At 56.5% G+C, this 20,298-nt stretch carries 18 protein-coding genes; 3 read left to right on the top strand and 15 right to left on the bottom strand.

The window, feature by feature from the left end:
- Positions 1-2: 2 nt before the first annotated feature.
- The 8 genes from H8K03_12965 to H8K03_12930 form a co-directional block, all read right to left on the bottom strand.
- Positions 3-1,289 carry an MFS transporter gene (locus H8K03_12965; GenBank protein ID UVT18731.1) on the bottom strand — a complete coding sequence of 429 codons (1,287 nt, stop codon included), beginning with the start codon at positions 1,287-1,289 and terminating at the stop codon, positions 3-5.
- Positions 1,289-2,320 (bottom strand): BON domain-containing protein, encoded by a 1,032-nt coding sequence (locus tag H8K03_12960; protein ID UVT18730.1) that lies wholly within the window; start codon positions 2,318-2,320, stop codon positions 1,289-1,291. The genes H8K03_12965 and H8K03_12960 overlap by 1 nt, the downstream gene beginning before the upstream one ends.
- A 208-nt stretch (positions 2,321-2,528) precedes the next feature.
- Positions 2,529-3,848: an MFS transporter gene (locus tag H8K03_12955; protein ID UVT18729.1), complete on the bottom strand. Its 1,320-nt coding sequence runs from the start codon at positions 3,846-3,848 to the stop codon at positions 2,529-2,531.
- A 1-nt stretch (position 3,849) separates the two neighbouring features.
- Complete coding sequence (locus H8K03_12950) at positions 3,850-4,965, bottom strand: glycosyltransferase family 4 protein (GenBank protein ID UVT18728.1); 1,116 nt, start codon at positions 4,963-4,965, stop codon at positions 3,850-3,852.
- A 369-nt stretch (positions 4,966-5,334) separates the two neighbouring features.
- Positions 5,335-6,594: a hypothetical protein gene (locus tag H8K03_12945; protein UVT18727.1), complete on the bottom strand. Its 1,260-nt coding sequence runs from the start codon at positions 6,592-6,594 to the stop codon at positions 5,335-5,337.
- A 9-nt stretch (positions 6,595-6,603) separates the two neighbouring features.
- On the bottom strand, positions 6,604-7,470 hold the full coding sequence (locus tag H8K03_12940; protein UVT18726.1) for a hypothetical protein: 867 nt from the start codon (positions 7,468-7,470) through the stop codon (positions 6,604-6,606).
- Positions 7,471-7,927: 457 nt separating this feature from the next.
- The gene (locus H8K03_12935) at positions 7,928-10,657 is read right to left on the bottom strand and encodes a cation-translocating P-type ATPase (GenBank protein ID UVT18725.1); all 2,730 of its coding nucleotides are present in this window, start codon (positions 10,655-10,657) and stop codon (positions 7,928-7,930) included.
- Positions 10,658-10,965: 308 nt separating this feature from the next.
- Positions 10,966-11,349 (bottom strand): hypothetical protein, encoded by a 384-nt coding sequence (locus H8K03_12930; GenBank protein ID UVT18724.1) that lies wholly within the window; start codon positions 11,347-11,349, stop codon positions 10,966-10,968.
- A 69-nt stretch (positions 11,350-11,418) separates the two neighbouring features.
- On the opposite strand from H8K03_12930, the gene H8K03_12925 reads away from it, so the two are divergent.
- On the top strand, positions 11,419-11,817 hold the full coding sequence (locus tag H8K03_12925; protein ID UVT18723.1) for a hypothetical protein: 399 nt from the start codon (positions 11,419-11,421) through the stop codon (positions 11,815-11,817).
- 19 nt (positions 11,818-11,836) lie between these two features.
- Here the strand turns inward: H8K03_12925 and H8K03_12920 are convergent, their stop codons facing one another.
- The 3 genes from H8K03_12920 to H8K03_12910 form a co-directional block, all read right to left on the bottom strand.
- Positions 11,837-12,418 (bottom strand): nuclear transport factor 2 family protein, encoded by a 582-nt coding sequence (locus H8K03_12920; protein ID UVT18722.1) that lies wholly within the window; start codon positions 12,416-12,418, stop codon positions 11,837-11,839.
- A gap of 148 nt (positions 12,419-12,566) precedes the next feature.
- On the bottom strand, positions 12,567-12,848 hold the full coding sequence (locus H8K03_12915; GenBank protein ID UVT18721.1) for a hypothetical protein: 282 nt from the start codon (positions 12,846-12,848) through the stop codon (positions 12,567-12,569).
- A gap of 49 nt (positions 12,849-12,897) precedes the next feature.
- The gene (locus tag H8K03_12910) at positions 12,898-13,734 is read right to left on the bottom strand and encodes a CBS domain-containing protein (protein UVT18720.1); all 837 of its coding nucleotides are present in this window, start codon (positions 13,732-13,734) and stop codon (positions 12,898-12,900) included.
- Between the two features lie 540 nt (positions 13,735-14,274).
- On the opposite strand from H8K03_12910, the gene H8K03_12905 reads away from it, so the two are divergent.
- Positions 14,275-14,589: a hypothetical protein gene (locus tag H8K03_12905; GenBank protein ID UVT18719.1), complete on the top strand. Its 315-nt coding sequence runs from the start codon at positions 14,275-14,277 to the stop codon at positions 14,587-14,589.
- Positions 14,590-14,871: 282 nt separating this feature from the next.
- Here the strand turns inward: H8K03_12905 and H8K03_12900 are convergent, their stop codons facing one another.
- From H8K03_12900 to H8K03_12890, 3 genes are all read right to left on the bottom strand, one after another.
- Positions 14,872-16,521, bottom strand: a complete 1,650-nt coding sequence (locus H8K03_12900; GenBank protein ID UVT18718.1) for a GNAT family N-acetyltransferase — start codon at positions 16,519-16,521, stop codon at positions 14,872-14,874.
- A gap of 20 nt (positions 16,522-16,541) precedes the next feature.
- Positions 16,542-17,723 carry an amidohydrolase gene (locus tag H8K03_12895; GenBank protein ID UVT18717.1) on the bottom strand — a complete coding sequence of 394 codons (1,182 nt, stop codon included), beginning with the start codon at positions 17,721-17,723 and terminating at the stop codon, positions 16,542-16,544.
- A gap of 63 nt (positions 17,724-17,786) precedes the next feature.
- Positions 17,787-18,269, bottom strand: a complete 483-nt coding sequence (locus H8K03_12890) for a macro domain-containing protein (GenBank protein ID UVT18716.1) — start codon at positions 18,267-18,269, stop codon at positions 17,787-17,789.
- Positions 18,270-18,421: 152 nt separating this feature from the next.
- On the opposite strand from H8K03_12890, the gene H8K03_12885 reads away from it, so the two are divergent.
- On the top strand, positions 18,422-18,874 hold the full coding sequence (locus tag H8K03_12885) for a GNAT family N-acetyltransferase (protein ID UVT18715.1): 453 nt from the start codon (positions 18,422-18,424) through the stop codon (positions 18,872-18,874).
- Positions 18,875-18,937: 63 nt separating this feature from the next.
- Here the strand turns inward: H8K03_12885 and H8K03_12880 are convergent, their stop codons facing one another.
- Positions 18,938-19,609, bottom strand: coding sequence for a formylglycine-generating enzyme family protein (locus H8K03_12880; protein ID UVT22473.1), 672 nt, complete (start codon positions 19,607-19,609; stop codon positions 18,938-18,940).
- Positions 19,610-20,298 lie beyond the last annotated feature (689 nt).

Below are 20,298 nucleotides of genomic sequence, written 5' to 3'. Positions count from 1 at the left end.
TACTATCCGGCGCTCGCTCGACTCATTCGCGTGGCAACCAGCGCCGTCACCATCAGAACAAGGCCGATCCCAAGCACACCGGTTTCAGGGCCTTGTTGTTCCATGATCCATCCGAACGCGGAGATCCCGCCGATAGCGGCGGTCATGGCGCCGGTTCCATAAAGTCCCAAGACTCGCCCGACCATCTGACCCGGCGTCAGCTCCTGGATGATGCCCCAAGCAATCGGGGTAAAGGCGCCCATTCCACAGCCGATCAGTCCCATGAGAAAGCCGGCGACATAGGGATCGAGCGTCAAGGTCAAGGCGCAGAGGGCGGCGCCGCTCAAGACACTCGTGCCCATAATCAGCCGCATGCGATCCTTGACTCTCCAGTCGGTCACCCAGAGCAGTCCGATCGACGTGAGCAACAATCCGACACCGAGCGCCGACCAGAGATATCCGACCTCGATCGGACCCAGCCCGAGCATTTTTCGCGCAAATACAGGGAACAGCGCGGTCAGCGCACTGGTGCCAAACGTGTAGAGAGCTGCGGTGCCGGTTAATAGCAACAGCTTTGGCTGGGTGACCACACTGTAGCGAAACCCCTCGACCAGATCCTGCAGCATTGTCGGCTTCGACGCAAGAGAAGGCGTACTTGTGACAGGGGTGCCGAAACGAACCAGCGCAAGGCACGCCGCCGAAATGATGTAGGTCGCGGCGTTGATGCATAAGACCTCTTGGGACCCATACGCGGCAATACCCAGCCCGCTCAACGCAGGACCAAACACAATGCCGAGACTCGTGGTGCCCTGGAGCAGGGCATTGGCTGCCGTGAATTGCCTCTTTGGGACGAACGCCGGCACCGCCGCGGTGAGGGCCGGACCGAACACCGCCGTCGCAATCGCATGCAGCAGAACCAGCACATAGAGTACCGAGACCGTAAAGGATTCAACAGGAATGAGGCAAGGAATCAACCCGATCAGCAATGCGCGCAGCAAGTCGCTGCTGATCAGCAGGAGCTTTTTCGGAAGTCGATCGACGTACACCCCGATAATCGGGCCCAGAACGATCGGAGGAATCGTCTGCAAAAGACCGATGATTGAAGTCTTGAGCGGTGACCCGGTAACTGCGTAGACGAACCACAAAAGGGCCAGTTTGGAGATGCCGTCGCCGACTTGAGAGATGAGTTGTCCGGACCAGACAAGTCCGAAATCACGAGTCAGAAGCAACGGACGATATTCGACCGAGGTGTGCTCTGATTTCTCCGCTGTCGTGGGAGAGCAGGACAAGGGGCCGGAGCGGCCCTGCATCAGCTCTCACCCTCCAGCCGAATCTTGTCGGTGTTGACCGCTCGAACTCCCGGAACCTGTCGAGCAGCCTCCGCCGCCTCAAGCGCAATAACTTGGAAGCGCACCGTCCCATTGAGCTGAACGACGCCCTCCTCCGTCTTCACCTCGAAGTTTGCGGCTTTCAACGTGGCGCTTTTGGCGAAGCGTTCTTTGACCATGGAGGTGAGGATTTCATCCTGCTTCTTCACCAACGTTTTCGCCAGGTCCTTCTCCAAAGAAAGCTTGTTGACGACAGCCTTGACGCCGTGAACCGTCTGTGCAACCTCCGTCGCAACGGCTTTCTCCTCTTCGCTACAGATACGTCCTGTCAGGGTAATCGTTTGCTGATCGTCTTCCACTTCGATCTCATAACGGAACAGCCGTGAATCGCCCATCAGAGCCAGCTTGACGGACAGGATCAGTGACCCCAGCGGCTTCTTGACGACGGGTTCTTTTTCCTTCGTCTCAGTGAGATCTTTTTCCTTGTCAGGGAGTGGATCGGCCTTTACGGCAGGAGCAGGTTGGGTCTGTGGCTTCGCTTCAGTAGGTTTGTGCGGAGCGGCTTGCCCGTCGGCAGCGGCGGGGGGATGTGCCGAACGTGAAGCGGGTTTTTCCGGTGTGACTTCTTTGTGATCCGTCGACGAATCACCTTTCGGAGAACTAGGTTGAGATTGCGCCTTGGGTTCCGTGGATAGTTTAGGAGGAACGGGCTGATTGTCGGAAGCCGCCGGAGCCTGTGACGGACGCGAGGCAGGTTTGTCCGGCGTCGCCTCTTTGTGATCCGCCGACGAATCACCTTTCGGAAGGGCAGGCTGAGATTGCGCTTTGGGTTCCGTGGATGGTTTGGGAGGAACAGGTTGATTGTCGGAAGCCGCCGGAGCCTGTGGCGGACGCGAAGCGGGTTTATCCGGCGCACCCTCCTTTTCCTGAGATTCAGAGAACGCGGGGCACGCACCCATCGGTCCAATCAAGAACAGGCTCAGAATAATCACCGCTCGTGACGACTTGATCATCGCACGGATCCTCCTTACGAACCTCGTTCCTCAGAGTTCACTCAGGCATTGTAACTCGCCATCCATCTTCTGTCATCCTCGCACGGCACGAGAGTGTCCCAGGGATCAGAGGCCTGCTCGAAATTCCTTGCCTCCGATGTTACTGGAGGTTCAGAAGTGTTTTTCGAACAGGCCGTTAAGCAGGTGTTTGCGATTGCGCGGCGTTTGGTTAGGAGGCAAAGGTGCCGGACGGGGAAGCTGCCAAAACTCGTGCATGCGACTTGTAGAAGCTGAACAACCATGCGGTGGCAGCCGTCATGAGCAGAATGAGGCTGATTCCTCCTAAGCTGGCGGCAGGACCGATCGTATCGGCAGCCCATCCAAATCCAGCCATTCCGGCCATTGATGACGCCATTCCTCCCGTTGCGAAGCTTGTGAAGACTCGACCGAGGAGATGTGAGGGTGTCAATTCTTGAAGCATCGTCCAAACCAACGGTGTAAACATGGCGGTACTGCCACCTATCACCGCGATCAGGGCTCCGGCAACGACAGGGGCTTCAAGAAAACCAAGCGCAGCCACGGCAAGGCCACCGACCGCCAACGCGCCGGACATGAATCGCAGACGCCATGGTACGTCACCCTGCGTGATCGATGTGAGACCGAGGGAAGCGAGCAACATTCCGACGCCGAGCGCCGACCACAGCCATCCAAGTTGGATCGGACCCACTCCAAGCACATCCTTCGCAAAGACCGGCAGTAGGAAAATGAACGCACTGATGCCGACGCTATAGAGGGTCGCCGTCAACATGAGGAGCGTGACGGTCTTCTGTTCGACGAACACGAAGCGGAAACCCGCCAGCAGATCGCTCGTGATGCCTTCGGTCAATCCTTTGCTTGCCACACGCAGGTGGTCGAGCGTTTCATGCATGCGGACAGGGAACAAGCACAGCGCAGAGATGAAAAACGTTGCTGCGTCGGCATAGAGCACATTTTGCGCTCCTATGAGCGCAATCCCGAGACCGCTGACGGCAGGACCTACAAGAAGCCCTACGTTGGTCGTCGTTTGCATGAGCGCGTTGGCGGCGATAAGTCGATCCTTGGGTACAATGAGGGGTACTGCAGAGGTTAAGGCCGGCCCAAAGACGGTGGAAAAAATTGCCGTTGCAAACACAAGGACGTAGAGCCGATCGAGAGTTAAGGCGTCCATTGCATAGAGCACAGGGATCAGGAGCACCATCAGGGTTCGAAGAAGATCTACCCAGATCATAACCGGCTTCTTTCGGACGCGATCCAGATAGACACCGATCAAAGGCCCAAACAGCAACGGGGGCAGGGTTTGAAGGAGTCCCACCACCACCATCTTGAGGGCCGATCCGGTCATCTCGTACACAAACCACAGCAGCGCTACCTTGTTGAGACTGTCGCCGATCTGCGAGATCGTCTGGCCCGCGAACAAAAAGCCGAAATCTCTGGTTTTGACTAACTCCCAGCCTCGAGCTCGGCTCGGAGTGGAGGAAGTCGCCGGCGCTGCAACTGCTACGTCAGACATGTCACCCTCGCCCAAGAATTTGATGCTGTTCTGTCTTGAAACTTCCATTATTCAGCTGCCCGGACGCGAAGACGTGCGCAGTTTGAACATTTCCGTCTTCGAGAAGGCGCTCATACAGGGCCACATAGTCACGCGCCATCCGATCCGCCGCAAACCGTTCGTCAAATGCCGCCCGGCACTGCCCCCGGTCAATGAGGGCAATCTGACCGACCGCATCCACCATCTCCGACACGGTCTCACAAATAAAGCCGGTGACCCCATGATTGATGATTTCCGGGATCGACCCACGCCGATAAGCTAGCACCGGGGTTCCGCAGGCGAGGGCTTCGATCAATACCAACCCAAAGGGTTCCGGCCAATCGTAGGGACACACCAGCGCCATGGCATTGCCGATGAACTCATCCTTCTCCGCATCGGAAATCTCCCCGATAAACTCGATCAAGGGATGATTGAGCAACGGTTCAATTTCAGCTTCGAAGTAGTTCTGGTCGGCGGGATCTACTTTTGCCGCGATGCGCAATGGAAGGCCCGCGCGTTTGGCGATTTCGATCGCCTGGTCCGGACGTTTCTCAGGAGAGATCCGCCCCAGAAACGCTAAATACCCTTGGGCTTGTGGATGAAACGTGTACAGGTTTCGTGGGAGGCCATGATGAACGGTTCCAGCCCAGTTTGCCCAGGGAAGCGGACGGCGCTGAGCATCGGATATGGACACCAACGGCATTTCTGAAAACTCACGGAAAACCGGGACCAACTCGGGAAGGTCCAGGCGACCATGCAACGTCGTCACGACCGGAACGGTATTTCTCCGGGCTAACGGAAATCCGATGAAATCAAGATGTGAATGGATAATGTCGAAGTCGACGGTCGCTCCAAGGGCCCGTTCCTGCAGCATCATCAACGGAGCGTCTCGGTTGAAGATTCCGGTATTCAAGCGGAGCGCTTGCGGGCAAATCGCTTCGAGGCGTGCGGCTGTTTCTGAGTCACCGCTGGCAAACAATGTGACGTCATGCCCCATGGCAACCAACTCTTCCGTGATGTACGAAACGATACGTTCGGTGCCCCCATAGAGCTTGGGCGGAACACTCTCCCATAGCGGGGCGACTTGTGCGATTCTCATGATATTCCTTTCTCCTCGTGATCGACTGCTTCCGTGAGTCGTCAGCTTGCTTGGTCCGTTATACGGGCTATTTTTGGATCGTGCCCACTCTAGATCGGCTGGAAGTCGAACATTGCGGTCTTACCGTCCAACTGTCCATGACTGTTCGTGATACTTCCTACTCCTCGGTTCATGACCGTTATGGTTTATGCTACCGACCGCCTGACTCCGACTCAACGGACAAAATCTCCACCAGCAAACCGGAATATGTCCGTTCAAGCACGCTTGACTTGCCGACAGGACATACGATACACGACCACTCCACGTCTTTCGCAGCGCATCAAGTTCGATGCGCTGATACGGGTGCACTTCCCCTCGCGGAGCATACAACTACTGGGTGATCCGCGCGGCCTTTACGATTTTTTCCCCTCTGATCTGCTCCAAGAACCGATCGGGTGGGACTGCCGGTGGAACGATCCGTACTTCCTGCCAACCTTCGTTCACTGCTCCCTTATGGCCCTTCATTTCATTCAACCATTGGTCGATGCTTTCCTGACTGGTTCCCTCGCTGAAGGTGACCCAGAAGAGAAACGGTTGCGGTTGACCATTCTGTATCGCCTGTTGGGCCGGTTGCATCACCTCAGCTTGCCGAGCCAATAGCTTGTCCGGATTCACATCGGAGCCTTTCGAAGCACCTAGGCCAGCTGCAAGCAACTTATTTTTCAGGTCTTGATTGTACTGTTCCAGCCCGGCGACTTCCTTGGATAGCCGGTCGTTGTCGACGGTGAGGCTACGGATGGCTGCTTCGATCTGTCCGTGCCGCATTTGTGCCTTGTTCGAGGGCTGGTGCACCACGCGCTCGATTTCCCGGCTTGTTGCCTGCTGCTTTTCCAACTCCTGCCTAACGGTCAGCACGCTGGACTCGACGGATTCCTGCGTCGACGATAGTTTGACCATGGCTTGCTGCAGTTGCGCCATGCCCTTCTGGTGGGAGCCAAGGGCTTCTCCGACTTTTGCTTGCATTCGCGCAAGCTCATCCAATTGCTGTTCGAGTTTTGCCACTTGAGCGAGTGAAGCAGGTGGTGAGACCTCCTCTTGGGCAACCGGCGTTGAGACTTGCTCCGGAGTCATCCACCCTGTCATTCGGTCTGTGACTAACCCGCCGATGAGGATCACGAGGACCACTTGTGCGAAGGCAAGATTTCGCATACCCGGCGCGACTGCCGTATTCGAACGGCGGACCGCCAACGTATCGACAACAGCAGCGAAGCCCTTCCAAGCTTGACTCCAGAAACTTGGCGCGGGAACGAACACCGCGCTGAGGGATCCCCCTTGGGCCGTATTGTGCACACACAGTTCGACGATATCGGAAGAAAGCCGAATACGATTCGTTCTGAACCCATATTCAGGTGCGGCAAGTCCGCCTAACAGACATCCTTCTTCGGTGCGAAGCTGCACCGTATCGATACGATCAAGACTCTGCACGTGCAGCGTCGCGCTGATTGTCGCTCCTTCAAGTACCCCGACGCGCCGTTCGTTGACATACACTTGGATTGGATCCGATATGTCCCGGCTAGAGAGGCTGGGTCGGCTGCTCAGCGACTCAAGGAGTTGTGATCGATAGCCTTCTAATTCCTCTTCGTGACCCATAGAACCTCCTTACGGCCGAACTTGCAATTCCAGGCGCGGCTTTTCTCCGCTCAACGATCCGTTGACCCCAAGCCCCCAGGCCGTTTGCATACAATCCAGACAAAGCGCGAGATGCCAAATCCGGTAATCACACCCATACCCTTGACTGAACATCTCTCCCCATTGAGACCGCGAGAGGCAGGGATAATGATCCGGCTCACTTTTTCGGTAATGTGCCTGCGCAACCCGGATGAGCCGTTCAGCCTCACTGTTGAATCGTTGACGATGGCGCTGCTGCTGGTTACTCAACTCCGATAACTCTGCCTTGGTCAGGCCTACCTCGTTCATCGTGCGCTGCCAGCCGCTCTCACGCCAGCGCCGGAAGTTCTTATAGATACGTTGGCTTTCCAACCCATTAAGTCCGGTGACCGAGATCACTTCTCCCGCACCCCATCCGTAACAGTGGCGATACAATGCGATGAGGGCGTCACGGCTGATAACTGCCCGCGCGACCAGCCCGTCGAGAAACCGGCCGAGCGGCCTCAGTAGGTCCGGGTGATAACAAAACGGTTCCGGTTTGCTGTGCTGCTTGGCCACTAACGAGTCGAACAGAAACAACGGCCGGCATGGAACTTCGCTGCGTCCACAGACGAGAAAGCGTTCAAGGTATTCCGAACCCCAACGCAACGCGAATTTTTCATGCTCGATGTCGTCATTCCACTGGCCGGTTTCCCGCAAGAACCGCTTCGTATAACTCGTCGCTCGATCTAACAAACTCGGTAACGCTTGTGAAACGACCTGATCGAACTCATCCGACGTCGATACCACCTCTTCTAGGCGGCTCACCGTTGCCGTACGATCAGCCATCGCTTGGCCCTTACTGAGCGTATTATGCATTCTCGTCTCGCGTATTGTGCCTCGACCGACATCGGGAGGACACTGGACAAATGTTCTCTCTCGCTCGCTAGTTTTGTCCGTTGTTCTGAACGCCGAAGTCTTGGTAAGTAATCATTGTTTGCCGACTTTCAGATAAACATCTCGCCTTAACAGTAATCCATTATTTCAGGTTTATTCAATCCCCTTCGTTTGCCGATGGATGGCTGGTGTCTGGCTTAGAACCGGCACCACTCACCCCCCCTCATCCGACGTCGTAAATTCCTGCACCATCCAGGCCACCCGCCGTGGAGATTCATAAACCCAATGTTTGTTAGTGAATCCGCGGCAGCCTGACCGAGTGGCCGCCGAAGAACCGTTTTCACTTCCCTACAGTCTGTTTGGAAGAGACTAGGTAGATCGGAAGGGTTGAACTCGGCAGAAGCACCTGCTCATCGTCATCAACCAGTTGATGGAGGGGCTATTTCACACGCCGTTTCCACCACTTAACTGCTTCAATCACGACCACGGTGAGCAGCCCCATGGAGACCATCAGTTCCCAGGCTTCGAGGGGTACAGGAGCGATTTTGAAAATCGGCGTGGCAGCCGGGATGGTGAGGATGGCCAGTTGAGCGCCTAGCGATACGAGGAACGCGAGCACGAGGGAATGATTGGTGGCGAGCCCAAGCCGAAAAAGCGACCAGCGATCACTCCGGCAATTGAAGGCATGCACCAGTTGCGTGATGACCATCACGGTGAACGTCACGGTGCGAGCCTGATCAATCGGCTGTTCCCAGACAAATAAACTGTAGGCAAATACGCTCACGGCGATGACCGCCAGCATCACCCCTTCTGCACCAATTGCCAACAGTCGTCCTCTATCAAGCAGCTTCGTCTCCGGCCTTCGGGGTGGCTGACTCATGAGATCCGGAGCTTTCGGATCAGCTGCAAGCGCCAAGGCCGGGAACCCGTCGGTCACAAGATTCATCCAGAGGATCTGAATCGGCAGAAGCGGAAGCGGTAAGCCGACGAGTGCGGCGAACAACATCACGAGCACTTCGCTGACGTTGCACGACAAGAGGAAGTGGACCGTTTTTCTGATGTTGTCGAAGACACCGCGGCCTTCTTCCACCGCGGCCGCAATCGACGCGAAATTGTCATCCGTGATGACCATATCGGCCGCTTCTTTCGTCACATCCGTCCCAGCTAGACCCATGGCCACGCCGATATCCGCGGCTTTAACCGCCGGCGCGTCGTTCACGCCGTCTCCCGTCATCGCAACGATTGCCCCGCGACGTTTCCAGGCTTCGACGATGCGCAGCTTGTGCTCGGCCGAGACACGGGCATACACGCTCACGCGCTCGACACGTTGCGTCAATTGTTCATCGGTCAAGCCATCGAGCTCGATCCCGGACAATCCCACCGCCTCATCGCGATACAGGCCCAACTCGCGAGCGATCGCGATGGCGGTGTCCTTGTGATCTCCCGTGATCATGGCAGTTCGGATACCGGCTTCCCGGCAAAGGCGCACCGCCTCCGTCGCTTCGGGCCGCAAGGGATCCTTCATCGCGAAGAGACCGAGAAAGATCAGATCGCGCTCGACCTCCTCCTCCGCCCCCGCCGTTCGGTCAAGAGGACGATGGGCGACACCCAATACGCGGAGGGCTTGCCGTGCCAGCGACGCGTTGGTATCGGCGATCAGCCGGCGTTGCTCTTCATCCAATTGTTCGGTGCGGCCGTCCAGGGTCAAGCGACCGGAACAACGCTTCAGCAAGACATCCGGCGCTCCTTTGCTGTAGGCCATGCTGCCCTGCTCCATCCGGCGGATCATCGTCATCATCTTCCGCTCGGCATCGAACGGAATTTCTCGTTCCAGCGGCGCCCGGCGTTCCAGGTCATCTTTCGTGAGACCGGCCTTCGCCGCTGCCACGAGCAGCGCCCCTTCTGTCGGATCGCCGACGATCTTCCAGATTCCGTTCTCCTGTCGCAATGCCGCGCCGTTGCAGAGAACTGCCGCAGTGAGCAACTGTCTCAGGCCTCCTGGAAGGGATGATGGTGGATGGCTGCGGTGTAAGGGATGGATCTCCCCGGATGGCTCATACCCCTCGCCGGTTACATCGAAGCGGGTGTTGTCCATGATCAGGCATGTGACCGTCATCTCGTTCTTCGTCAAGGTGCCGGTCTTGTCGGTGCAGATAACCGTTGCGGAACCCAGCGTTTCGACGGCGGGGAGTTTCCGAATCAGGGCATGTCGCCTGGCCATCCGGGTCACACCCAAAGCCAATGTAATGGTGACCACGGCGGGCAGGCCTTCTGGTACGGCCGCCACAGCGAGGCTCACCGATATGAGAAACATCTCTACCAGCGGCTCACCCCGGAGAAACCCCAGAGCAAATACCACTGTAATCACGCTGATCGCGAGCCACAAAAGTGTATGGCCAAATTGCTCCAACCGGCGCTGCAGCGGAGTTTCAGCACGTTCCGCTTCAGCCGCCTTCTGAATCATAGCGGCAATCCGACCCAGTTCCGTGCCAAGACCTGTCGCCACCACCAACCCATGGGCCTTACCGGATATGGCCACGGTTCCCATAAACACCATGTTGCTTTGATCGGCCAGTGGCACCGCGATGGCATCGAGCCGATCCGCTTGTTTTTGCACGGGCGTTGATTCACCGGTGAGTGAGGCTTCTTGAGCTTGAAAACTCGCCGTCTGGAACAGACGCGCGTCCGCCGGAATGCGGTCACCCGCCTCGAGGGTGATGAGATCTCCTTTCACCAGATCTCGTGCCGGGATGGATTGGAGCGCGCCGTCGCGGATGACGCGGGCCATTGCGATAGACATCTTGCGCAGTGCCGCCAACGATCGTTCGGCTCGGAACTCCTGCACGAATCCGAGCAAACCATTGAGAAATACGATGGCCAGAATTGCCGCCGCATCGATCCAGTCTTCCAGCAAACCGGACACGACCGCGGCCCCTATCAGCACCCAGACGATAAGACTGGTGAATTGCGAGACAAAGAGCTTCAGCAAGGAGGGAGGAGGCGTTTCAGGTAGTTCGTTGGGTCCTTCTTGCGTTCGTCGGTGGGCCTCTTCCACGCTGAGGCCGACCTTGCAATCCGTGCGGAGAGCTGTGGACACAGCCATCACTTCCAACTGGTGCCATGGCGTCTTAGACACCGCTTCCTTTACCGTGTGGGTTCCGCTCTCCATGAAAAGACCAGCTCTTTTACCGACTGTTCATAGCAGGGTACATGCCTCGCCAACCCTCAACGAGGAGGCCGTCGGCAGTAAGACTCGTGGCGTTTTGCCAGGGTATGTGATGAAGAAAGGTGGCTAAATGCGACAGGTTACGTGAGGAAGGGCGAAGGTATGCTTTTCTGATCCGCTTGGCACCATCCATAGGCACCATGCTAAAACCTGGCTTGGTCGAGCGACGGCATAAGAAAGCCAATGTCAAGGGAAGAGGAGCGACACAGTAAATCAGGAACGATGGGTCACGCGAGCCCAGGCAAGTATGCTCACCATTGATCTCGGAAAAAGAGGAAATATCCGACTGCGACCGCAATCGCTTGAAGCAAGATCAACCAGCGCATGAGACCCCATTGCGTCCCTGCTCGGTTCTCCACGAATCTCATCTTATCTTGGAGAGAAGGTTGCGAGAGGATAAAGGCCGCGACGATCTCTCTGGCGTCCTCCCGACTGATATTTCTCTCAAGCTGAACTTCTTCGATCGCTTTGCCGCGGTTGCCTTCCAATAGCGCTTCCAGTGCCTTATGGGGAAGATTGTGTTCCACTCGTGATTCCTCCGTCATCGTGCGATGGAGTGTACCAGAAACGGTCTGTTCGCGTCTTCCTGGATTTGACGTTGGCTCGGCTGGACGGACATGTATGGCGTGCGGCATTTCCGGATCATGGAGAGCTTGGTATGACTTATGTTATGGCAAACAGCCTCTCAGCTAACATGAGCTTTTATGCGGATACTACGCACGGCGGTTCTCTACTTTCTTTTTGTGTTTGGGGCGGGATTCGTGCTGGGGATTGGGCGTGTCCTCCTTCTCGTTCCGCTGCTGGGAGAGAGAGCCGCAGAACTCTGTGAAATGCCACTGATGCTCACTGTCATCGTGGTCGCGGCCCGGCGGATAGTCCATCGGAGGTTGGATGAGCGTCGCCTGTCCTCAGCCCTCGCTGTTGGGTTTCTTGCCATGGGGCTCGTGCTGATCGGCGACTTGGTCGTGGGAATATTGTTTCGAGGGATGGCGGCACCGGAAGTCTTCTTCGACCGCGACCCTGTCTCAGGCGCCGCTTACTACGCGAGTCTCCTGCTCTTTGCCGTCATGCCCGCCATCCTTGTTCGTCGACAGCACACCTAACTCTCGAAGACGCAACGATTCAGAACAACGGGTGATGAGGGGCCGAGGCAAAAGGAGCGGCGGCCGGCACTTCGCCAGCATTACCCAGGAACCGCCAGTTGCCATCTTCTTTCACCAGATAGTGGACTTCGCGAAACCAGCTATCGAGTGTCACTCGATTCCCCGTACGCTCGTCGGTCCCGTACAACCCTCCCGTGCAGGTGACCTCTGCGCGAAGCGTATTATTCACCTGCGAAACCTTGATATCGGAAAACAAATGGAGCGATTCCACGGCCCTATAATGCTGGAATACCTCGCCCCACACCCGTCGCACGTCGTTTTCTTTCAAGCCATGGTAGTCATAGGTCGGGGCATAAAATTTCATGAGGGCGTCTACATCCTCTTTCTGCAGCGCTGCTTCGGCACGTTCGAACGCTGCAAGCAGCCCGTTCACCACTGGATGGCGCGACAGACTGCGTTGCTCAGTGATCTTCTTTCCTTCCACCAGCAGCGCGGTCTCCGGCAAGAGTTGGACCTTCGCCAGCACGGCAACGGGCTCGAAAGACCGGCACAACACGAGCCCCAACACAAGGAACAGCGCCAACGTCCTCCCGCGATTCATTGCGCCCTCCACGTCAACATGCCAACCTGGTTGGTAAACCTCATTTTTTACGCTGTGGCTACGACTGATTTATCCCGCTGAAGTATGGTCGATGGGGAAAAGGGTAGTTCCGTCACTCAACACCTTTTGAATGCCGCTGACCGCTGACTCACGGACCTTTCATGATGAGATACGCAACTCCGGCAGCAAGCACCAGAAACCCGACCAGCCAACGGACAAATCTCTGCTGCGCCGTGGCGAGTATCTGGTCCATCTTTTTCTTGAGCGCCGGGTCAGAAGCGATGTAGGCGTCCACCAAACCCTTCGCCTCTTTCAGACCGATATTCCGTTGCTGACGAACAACTGTGATCGCCTCGATCACATTGCCATGCCACAGCGCCTCAACCGCCGTTTTGGGAAGATCCGGAGAACGCCGTGATGTGTTCGTCATGTCAGCGTCGGAGCCATGCGCCGAGATACGCGGGGGTTTCCTCATCCTGCTAAATCCTGCCGAGAAACCTCGGCCGATCACGGACAGAGACCATTTTTACCAAGTCCCGCACGGAGAGCACTCCGATGATTTTTCCGTTCTCCGTCACGGGCAAGTGGCGCACCCCCTGTTCGGCCATCACTTGACTGGCATCGCGTATCGTACGATTGACATCGATGCTGAACAGAGGAGAGCTCATCACGACACCGACACGAGTGCCGCCTGCATACCGGTTGGTGGCCAGCCCTTTGCGGACCAGATCGCGCTCAGTCACAATGCCGACGATTTCTCCGGCTTCGATCGTCAACAAGGACCCAATCCGTTTCTCGGTCATCAACTGAGCAGCTTCCAGCAGAGACGCATCACTGGGGATCGTCGCCAGGGTCACCGCCATAAGGACACTCAGCGGGCGGTACACTTTGTTCAGTTCACAAACGGGGCCGCTCTCCGCATCCACAAACGATCGCACGAGGTCTCGCACCGAAATGATCCCGACAATCTCATCAGCTTCCACGACACAGAGATGGCGCACATGATTGGCTTCCATCAAATGGCTGGCATCCAACATGGAGCGGTTCCCGGCGATCGTCAAAATCGGGCTGACCATCACCCGATCTACCGTCGTGATCGTGGGGCCTAATCCCTTCGCGAGCACCTTCCGCACGAGATCCGTCTCTGTTGTAATCCCGTACGGTCCTCGCTTGGGATCATCTGATTCCACCAACACACAGCCGATCCGCCTGACCCCCATCCGCTCGGCCGCCGCCGTTATCGTCGTATCTTGTGGAACTACCTCCAGGTAGCGATGCATAAAATCTTGAACGGCTCCCCCTCGATGTTCATCCATCGCAGCTCCTTACAGGTTGATCGTTCAACGAATGGCCCGGGACCATTTTCCTCCGACATCCATGGCGACCACTATACCTGATATCTGAGCGGCCGCGCACATGGACGATAGTGCGCTGAACATTCCGGAAACGAATTACCAGGGTTCCTCCTAGCTCAATCAGCATACACTCGAGCCTCTCCATCCTTCACTTCACGCCGATAAAGAGGACTCCTGACCCATTATTCCTTCCCCGCCAGAAGCTTTCTGGAAACCACAGGCTCACGAGCGTCCTTCGAATGATCGATTTAGGCCTCACAGCAAGGGTTCCACCTAGTTCGTTCACCATACAATCTGGACGCTCCATCCTTCACCTCATCAGCTACTGTGGTGTCCACATATCTGGACATGTAAACATCCTTTCTACTGTAACTCATTAGAATTACGTACAAACCTTCGGTGAGGGAAATGGCGCGAAGCGCTATTCGATATGTCTCTGCAGTGGCATTCAACTTGCTGTTACAGCGTGACGGATGACTTGGATAACGAAAGGGGTGAGCCATGGAACGGACAACGAACCCCGTCACTGTTCGTATTGAGTGGTGTCGGCGACAGATTGCGCAAGCTCGTACGGAACCTGAGATGGATGGGTGGCAAGCCGAAGAAAACGGGTTACGTGATGCCGTGATGAACCGGGATCGTACTGACGATTATCGTCTTTGTCCCCCCGGCGTCTTGGAGCGTTATGTGCTGGGCTTTCAAGACGGGACGGTGTTGCTGCGCGCTGCGCGAATTGAGCGCATGATCCATGCTGTGCGGGTTCCGGACCCGGCTCCTCGGATGGGCTGGGACAGTCTACGGGGAGATGAACGATGAATTGCCTACGATGCAACGGCCTCGCCGTTAGGGACGACAGTATCGCGCTACAGCTTGGTTCGTCGTCGGACTTTCATGGTTGGCGCTGTGTCAATTGTGGAATGATCATCGACGATGTGATCCGTCACAATCAGCGCGTCCCGCCACAATTGAAAAGATACGAAGGCTCTGAACGACATCGGTATGACAGTCAGGCTGCGTGACGACACCGATTCGACGTCCAATCACCCGTCATTTAACGTCGACGGGGAAAGGGCAGAGAGGAGATCGGTGGAGCTCCCATTACGTCCTGTGTAACACACTCTCCGAAGTAAGCGACACACGCTCGGCCTCGCTTTGCCCTTGACCCTGCCCATTGCCGGAACGCAGAAGCTTGTCTCCAAGGCCAACGGCCAGGTTTCGATAGATGGTCACGCCGATATCTGGACGACGTCGAATGAGATCTTCCAGATCTCGCCGAAGCAGTTCGGCCACTTCGATGGGCTCTGAAACTGTCGCCGTGGCTGAGTGGGGTCTGGCCGAGAGGAGCGACACTTCGCCACAGGTCTCTCCGGTGTGCACGGTACCGATGACGCGCGAAGAAGGACCCCCGCTGATGGTGACGTGCCCCTGAAGTACAAGGTACAGCCTATCCGACGGATCATGCTCGGCAAAGAGCCGTTCGCCCGCCCGCATGCTCCTCACTGCGCAAACCCCAGCTAGTCTCGTCGCCTGTTCAGTGTTCATTCCATGAAACAACGGGACCTCTTTGATCGCTTGCGCCATACGTGGGGCTATGATGCAAGTAGAAAGCCCACGCATTACGACGTCGGCAACAGCCCGAACCGGTTCCATCAGACCCAGCGACCCCAAGTCTTGGAGCTTGTTCAAGCGCACCATCTTCATGATATCGAGCCGTTCCACTTGATAGAACACCATGGCCGGCACATACGCAACCGGGAGAAAATTCAACTCCAACAGAGTCCTCTGCATGCGAGGCGCATAGGCGCTGACGTCGATTTCAATGTACTCGATCCCCATCTCCTCACGACACTTCCGTTCCAGCTCAGCCAGAAGAAATCGCACCACATCGTCGGCCAGCGCGATGAGTTCGAACACCCGCACAGTGTGCTCGATTGGGTCCATCGTATAGCCGACTGCCCCGACGATGTGGCCGCCGGAGCGGGCAAGAAAGTAATTAGTTTGACGGGCCTGTAGCTTGAAGAAACCGTAATCCAGCCGCATGGGTCCAAAAATCTCTCGATTCCGCACTCGACCTCGTTCGATACGCAGTAAGGCGGGATAGCCCTCGGCTTGCAATTGCTCGAGGCGATAATCCCCGCCGGGAGGGTAGGAGGCGGAGTCTTCGTCCACAATAAAATCCGGTGTGAAGGGCGGCTGGTTCATCACCAGATTGGCCAGAGCATAGGCTTCGGGGATGATGCGCGGGTTGTTGCGGCGTAATGCGAGTGCATCGCTGAAATACCGAGCCAGCAGCGCAAAGCTCTCCCGGTGGCGAAAGAAGTGCTTGAACGGCAGAAAGCCAGTGGCAATGAATCCCTGGGCAAGACTGATGCGCTGGGCATAGGGATGCACGGTACGCGCGACAACAAGTCCCACATGTAAACGGTTCTTGATGGCCTCAAGCCGCTTGTCCATAAGCAGTTTCCCAACCTGCATCCGACGATAGTCCGGATGCACGGCAAGGCGACCGAACTCTCCGACGAGATCGGAATGGGCTCCGAAGTCGAAGAGCACGGAGGCTGTCCCGACGACGCGGCCTGCTTCCGTATCCTCAGCCACAAGAATAAGAGCATCGTCCGTGAAAACGGAACGCTTCAGCCAGAGCTCATCGTAGAGTTCGCGATGCGGATAATCTGTGCCGTACACGGCGAGGAAGATCTCGCGGATCTGGCCGACATCCTCTTCGCGGGCTTCTCGGATTTTGATCATGATCCTACCGTTGGGGCAGATCAGACGGACGCCGCTTGCTTGTGGAGTTGGTGGCCGGCAATCTTGGCGATGGCCTGATAATACGCCGCACCTACGGCTAAAGCTTCTTCATCGAAGTCGAACTTACTGGAATGTGCAGGATAGCCTTCTCGGCCGGGAACTTGACTGCCGAATCGGACATAGGCACCGGGTATTTTCTCCAGGTAATAGCTGAAGTCTTCCGCTCCCATATTGGCCGTTTTCAGCGGCAACACATTCGCCTCCCCGACCGCTTCGATCGCAGCACGGCGCGCGAGGGTCGCCATTTCCGGATGATTGACGAGCGGCGGCGTGCCCTCTGTGACCACGATGTGAATTTTTGCCCCATGCAACTGTGCGATGGACTCGGCAATGCGGCGCACGGAGTTGAGCAGTTGTTGCCGGACAGCTGGATCCTGAGCCCGTACTGTTCCTTCCAGCTTGGCCCGTCCCGCAATCACGTTCGGCGCAGTGCCCGCATGAAATTGGCCGACTGAGACAACAGAAGGACGGGCCGGATCCACCTCTCGTGAGACGATAGTCTGCAACGCCATGATCATGAGGCTCCCCACCACCACGGCATCGATGCTTTCGTGCGGTCTGGCCCCATGAGCTCCTTGCCCGATGATCTCGATCGTAAAGTTATCGGATGAGGCGTTCACTGGTCCTTCACTCACCACAATGGTACCTGGGTGGTAATGCCGATCCAGATGCCCACCGAAAATCAAACCTGCGCCCTCAAGGACGCCTTCCGTGATCATGGCCATCGCGCCGGTGCCTTTCTCTTCAGCAGGCTGAAAAATCAACCGCACCGGCGACGGCAAGCCTTTCTCTTGGGAAAGCAGCGCAGCGGCGCCGAGCAACATCGTCGTGTGTCCATCGTGGCCGCAGGCATGCATGACGCCGTCATGCACCGATGCGAACTCAAGGCCGGTCTCTTCTTGAATGGGGAGCGCATCAGTGTCGGCCCGCAGCACCACACAGGGAACTCCGGTCTTTCCGGTGATATCCGCGACGACACCCGTACCGGCCACGTTCGTGCGGCATTCAATACCGAGGCCCTGAAGAAATTTGCTGATCACGGCGGCCGTTCGCGCTTCCTGCCAACTTAACTCTGGATACCGATGCAGCTCTCTTCGCACCGCAACCAGTCGGTCGTACAAATCTTGAGGTACAAATGGCATGTGGGTTCTCTCCGTACTCCGTTCACCTCGATCAAGCCAGTTCAACTGGACGTCGGGACCTCATCACTCTTTCGCCTGCAGACCTGGCTGATACGTGTCGTACACGTAGACCGGAATGGGTAAGTGGCCGAGATGCTTTTCGATCAAAGGCTTCACGTCTTTCCAGTCGAGTCCACCAACACCGGTCGCCAAACGAGGAAGTGCGACGCTTTTGATCTTCTCGCTTTCGATCCATTTGACAAGGGCTTTAAGACAGTGATTGACGTTCTCGATCGTGGCTTTCCCCGGTTTGGCCCCATGGCTGGGAGCTGGCTCTTGAGTAAACAGACTCACGATTCGCACTCCGCCGGCACCAGCCCAGGCCCACAATTCTCCGGTCTTTGGCGTAAATGTTTGGCAATAATGCCTGAAATCCTTGTACATGGAAGGCCACTGCTGCCTCAGACACAACGCTAGGCCGTTCGCGAACCCGTCGTTCGGGGCAACGCCGTGCGCCACGATTTCTGCGTTTGTCCGCAAAATGTCTCCTCCCACTTCTTTCAGCATGGAACCTCCTTTGAATTCTTGGGTCGAAACGGCATGGCGCCTCTTGGCATGTTGACTCACACTGCCTCTATCAACATGGAGTCCATCGTGCTTGCGAATCTCCTCCCCTTCCGCTATGAGTGACAAGACCTTCCTAACCGAGGATCCGCATCGTGGTTCAAATCAGACCAGCGACCGAAAGAGATTTTCCTGCTCTCCTCCAAGTGCAAGAGGCTGCGTTTGGTGAATATGCCGGCCTCTACAAGGTAAGCGGCTGGACCACGGAAACCCTTGAGAGCCTGAAAGAGGATGCAAGAGAGAAGCATATTTTTGTGGCGGAAGCGGATGGTACGATTGTCGGTTCCGTGCGCTTTTGGACGGTGGCCGGCGTGTGCGTGATCCGGTTGCTCTCCGTGAGTCCGACTCACCGGCATCAAGGAGTTGGCCTGGCGCTGATCCGTGAGATCGAACGAACGACGACCGATGCCCATAAATTTTACGCCTGCACCATGCTGAGCACGGCGAGAAACATTCAGTTCTTTATGAAACTCGGCTACAAGGCCGAAACGATTCTTCCCGATCACTACGACCATCTCGACCTCATCTGCTTCGCAAAATACCGCTGAGCCGCCTTTCTCGAGGGACCGCGAAGAACCGTCAGACAACCCATCCTCCCATCGGCGCAATGGTTACGGCGTCTTTGCGCAACGGAATCCGTAGCCGAAGTATCGGTTCGTCGGCTGCGCGCTGAACCGGTGAGCGGAACGCAGGAACTCAGCAACGTACAGCCAGGACCCGCCGCGTACCACCTTCCCATCACCTTTTGCCGGCCCTATTGGGTTTTTCCGCGGGCCATTCTTGTAATAATCATGGTCGTACCAATCGAAGACCCACTCCCAAGCATTACCGGCCATATCATAGATGCCATATATACTCTTGCCCTCTTCAAACGACCCAACCGGAACTAACGCCATATGGTCATCCCTTTCTTTTCTTCCATAATTCGCGTGGAGCCGACTTGGCGCCTCATTGCCCCAGGGATAGATACGCCCATCCGTTCCCCGTGCCGCTTTCTCCCACTCCGCCTCCGTCGGCAGGCGTTTACCGGCCCATTTGCAGTATTTGACGGCGTCCTCCCAATCGACATTGACGACCGGTCGTCTCTGATGTTGGGGTTGATTCATGACGCTCCAATCCGGAGGCTCTTCCATGTCCGTCACATCCAGGTACCTGGCATATTGGCCTACGGTCACTTCATATTTGTCCATGTAAAAGGCATTCAAATAGATGCGTCGCACGGGCTTTTCATCATCGCCCATCATGCTCCCCATTGTGAATTCCCCCGCCGGCACCAGTGCCATCGGCATGTCTTGGATATCGGTCCATCCCACCCCTCCTGCCGATCCGCTCAATGTCATCCTGTTCGATACGGCAACGGATCGCTGTCGTGGAAGTTTCGCCTGCAGCTGTAGATAAAGAGCTTGTTGATCGGTATTGAGACCGAGCTCATTCGCGCTGTCCAGGGCGTCCTCCGCCTGTTTCATCCTTTCAGGGGAAACCTTCCCGGAAGCAATCAGCTGCTTCGCCTCGTCCAGCAACCGCCATGTCGTTACTTCCTCAAGTGACCGCCACACTGTGGCTTTTCGTAAACGTGGTTGCGTCGACCCGGTCGCGCTGGACTTAGCATCCAGGTCCAATGCCGTTTCGTAATGGTTCTCTGCACAGGTCCAGACCCCCAAGCCTCGGCACGCTTCAGCCAGGTTTATATGAGCCTGCGCATTCGACGGCTCTTTCAAGATCCCGGCTTCCAGTGATGCGCGTGCTTCCGCATACTGTTTGTTCTTTAACAGACTCTCCCCCTTGGAGAAATCCTGCTCACCGGCACCGACAGCCTGCGCGATTGCCGCCGGAGCAATGAAGAGGCACAACAAGGTCAGCTTTGCCAGCATCTGTCTCATGGAATCTTCCCTCCCGATTGATTGTGATGACACCAGGAGCCGGCCTCGCCTCCTTGCCATGATGGTTTGCCTCGGCAAACTCACCACACACT

Origin of the sequence: Nitrospira sp., from assembly GCA_024760545.1 — a bacterium.
Classification (GTDB): Bacteria; Nitrospirota; Nitrospiria; order Nitrospirales; family Nitrospiraceae; genus Nitrospira_D.
Note: the sequence above shows the minus strand (reverse complement) of the source record. Positions and strands in the feature narration are given on the sequence as shown.

Coding starts and splice junctions, on each gene's coding strand:
- H8K03_12945 (UVT18727.1), bottom strand. CDS start 6,594: ATGGGTCACGAAGAGGAATTAGAAGGCTATCGATCACAACTCCTTGAG.
- H8K03_12950 (UVT18728.1), bottom strand. CDS start 4,965: ATGAGAATCGCACAAGTCGCCCCGCTATGGGAGAGTGTTCCGCCCAAG.
- H8K03_12900 (UVT18718.1), bottom strand. CDS start 16,521: ATGATCAAAATCCGAGAAGCCCGCGAAGAGGATGTCGGCCAGATCCGC.
- H8K03_12965 (UVT18731.1), bottom strand. CDS start 1,289: ATGCAGGGCCGCTCCGGCCCCTTGTCCTGCTCTCCCACGACAGCGGAG.
- H8K03_12880 (UVT22473.1), bottom strand. CDS start 19,609: ATGGCACTGGTGCCGGCGGGGGAATTCACAATGGGGAGCATGATGGGC.
- H8K03_12930 (UVT18724.1), bottom strand. CDS start 11,349: ATGCCGCACGCCATACATGTCCGTCCAGCCGAGCCAACGTCAAATCCA.
- H8K03_12960 (UVT18730.1), bottom strand. CDS start 2,320: ATGATCAAGTCGTCACGAGCGGTGATTATTCTGAGCCTGTTCTTGATT.
- H8K03_12910 (UVT18720.1), bottom strand. CDS start 13,734: ATGGATGAACATCGAGGGGGAGCCGTTCAAGATTTTATGCATCGCTAC.
- H8K03_12935 (UVT18725.1), bottom strand. CDS start 10,657: ATGGAGAGCGGAACCCACACGGTAAAGGAAGCGGTGTCTAAGACGCCA.
- H8K03_12925 (UVT18723.1), top strand. CDS start 11,419: ATGCGGATACTACGCACGGCGGTTCTCTACTTTCTTTTTGTGTTTGGG.
- H8K03_12895 (UVT18717.1), bottom strand. CDS start 17,723: ATGCCATTTGTACCTCAAGATTTGTACGACCGACTGGTTGCGGTGCGA.
- H8K03_12890 (UVT18716.1), bottom strand. CDS start 18,269: ATGCTGAAAGAAGTGGGAGGAGACATTTTGCGGACAAACGCAGAAATC.
- H8K03_12955 (UVT18729.1), bottom strand. CDS start 3,848: ATGTCTGACGTAGCAGTTGCAGCGCCGGCGACTTCCTCCACTCCGAGC.
- H8K03_12940 (UVT18726.1), bottom strand. CDS start 7,470: ATGCATAATACGCTCAGTAAGGGCCAAGCGATGGCTGATCGTACGGCA.
- H8K03_12915 (UVT18721.1), bottom strand. CDS start 12,848: ATGACGAACACATCACGGCGTTCTCCGGATCTTCCCAAAACGGCGGTT.
- H8K03_12905 (UVT18719.1), top strand. CDS start 14,275: ATGGAACGGACAACGAACCCCGTCACTGTTCGTATTGAGTGGTGTCGG.
- H8K03_12920 (UVT18722.1), bottom strand. CDS start 12,418: ATGAATCGCGGGAGGACGTTGGCGCTGTTCCTTGTGTTGGGGCTCGTG.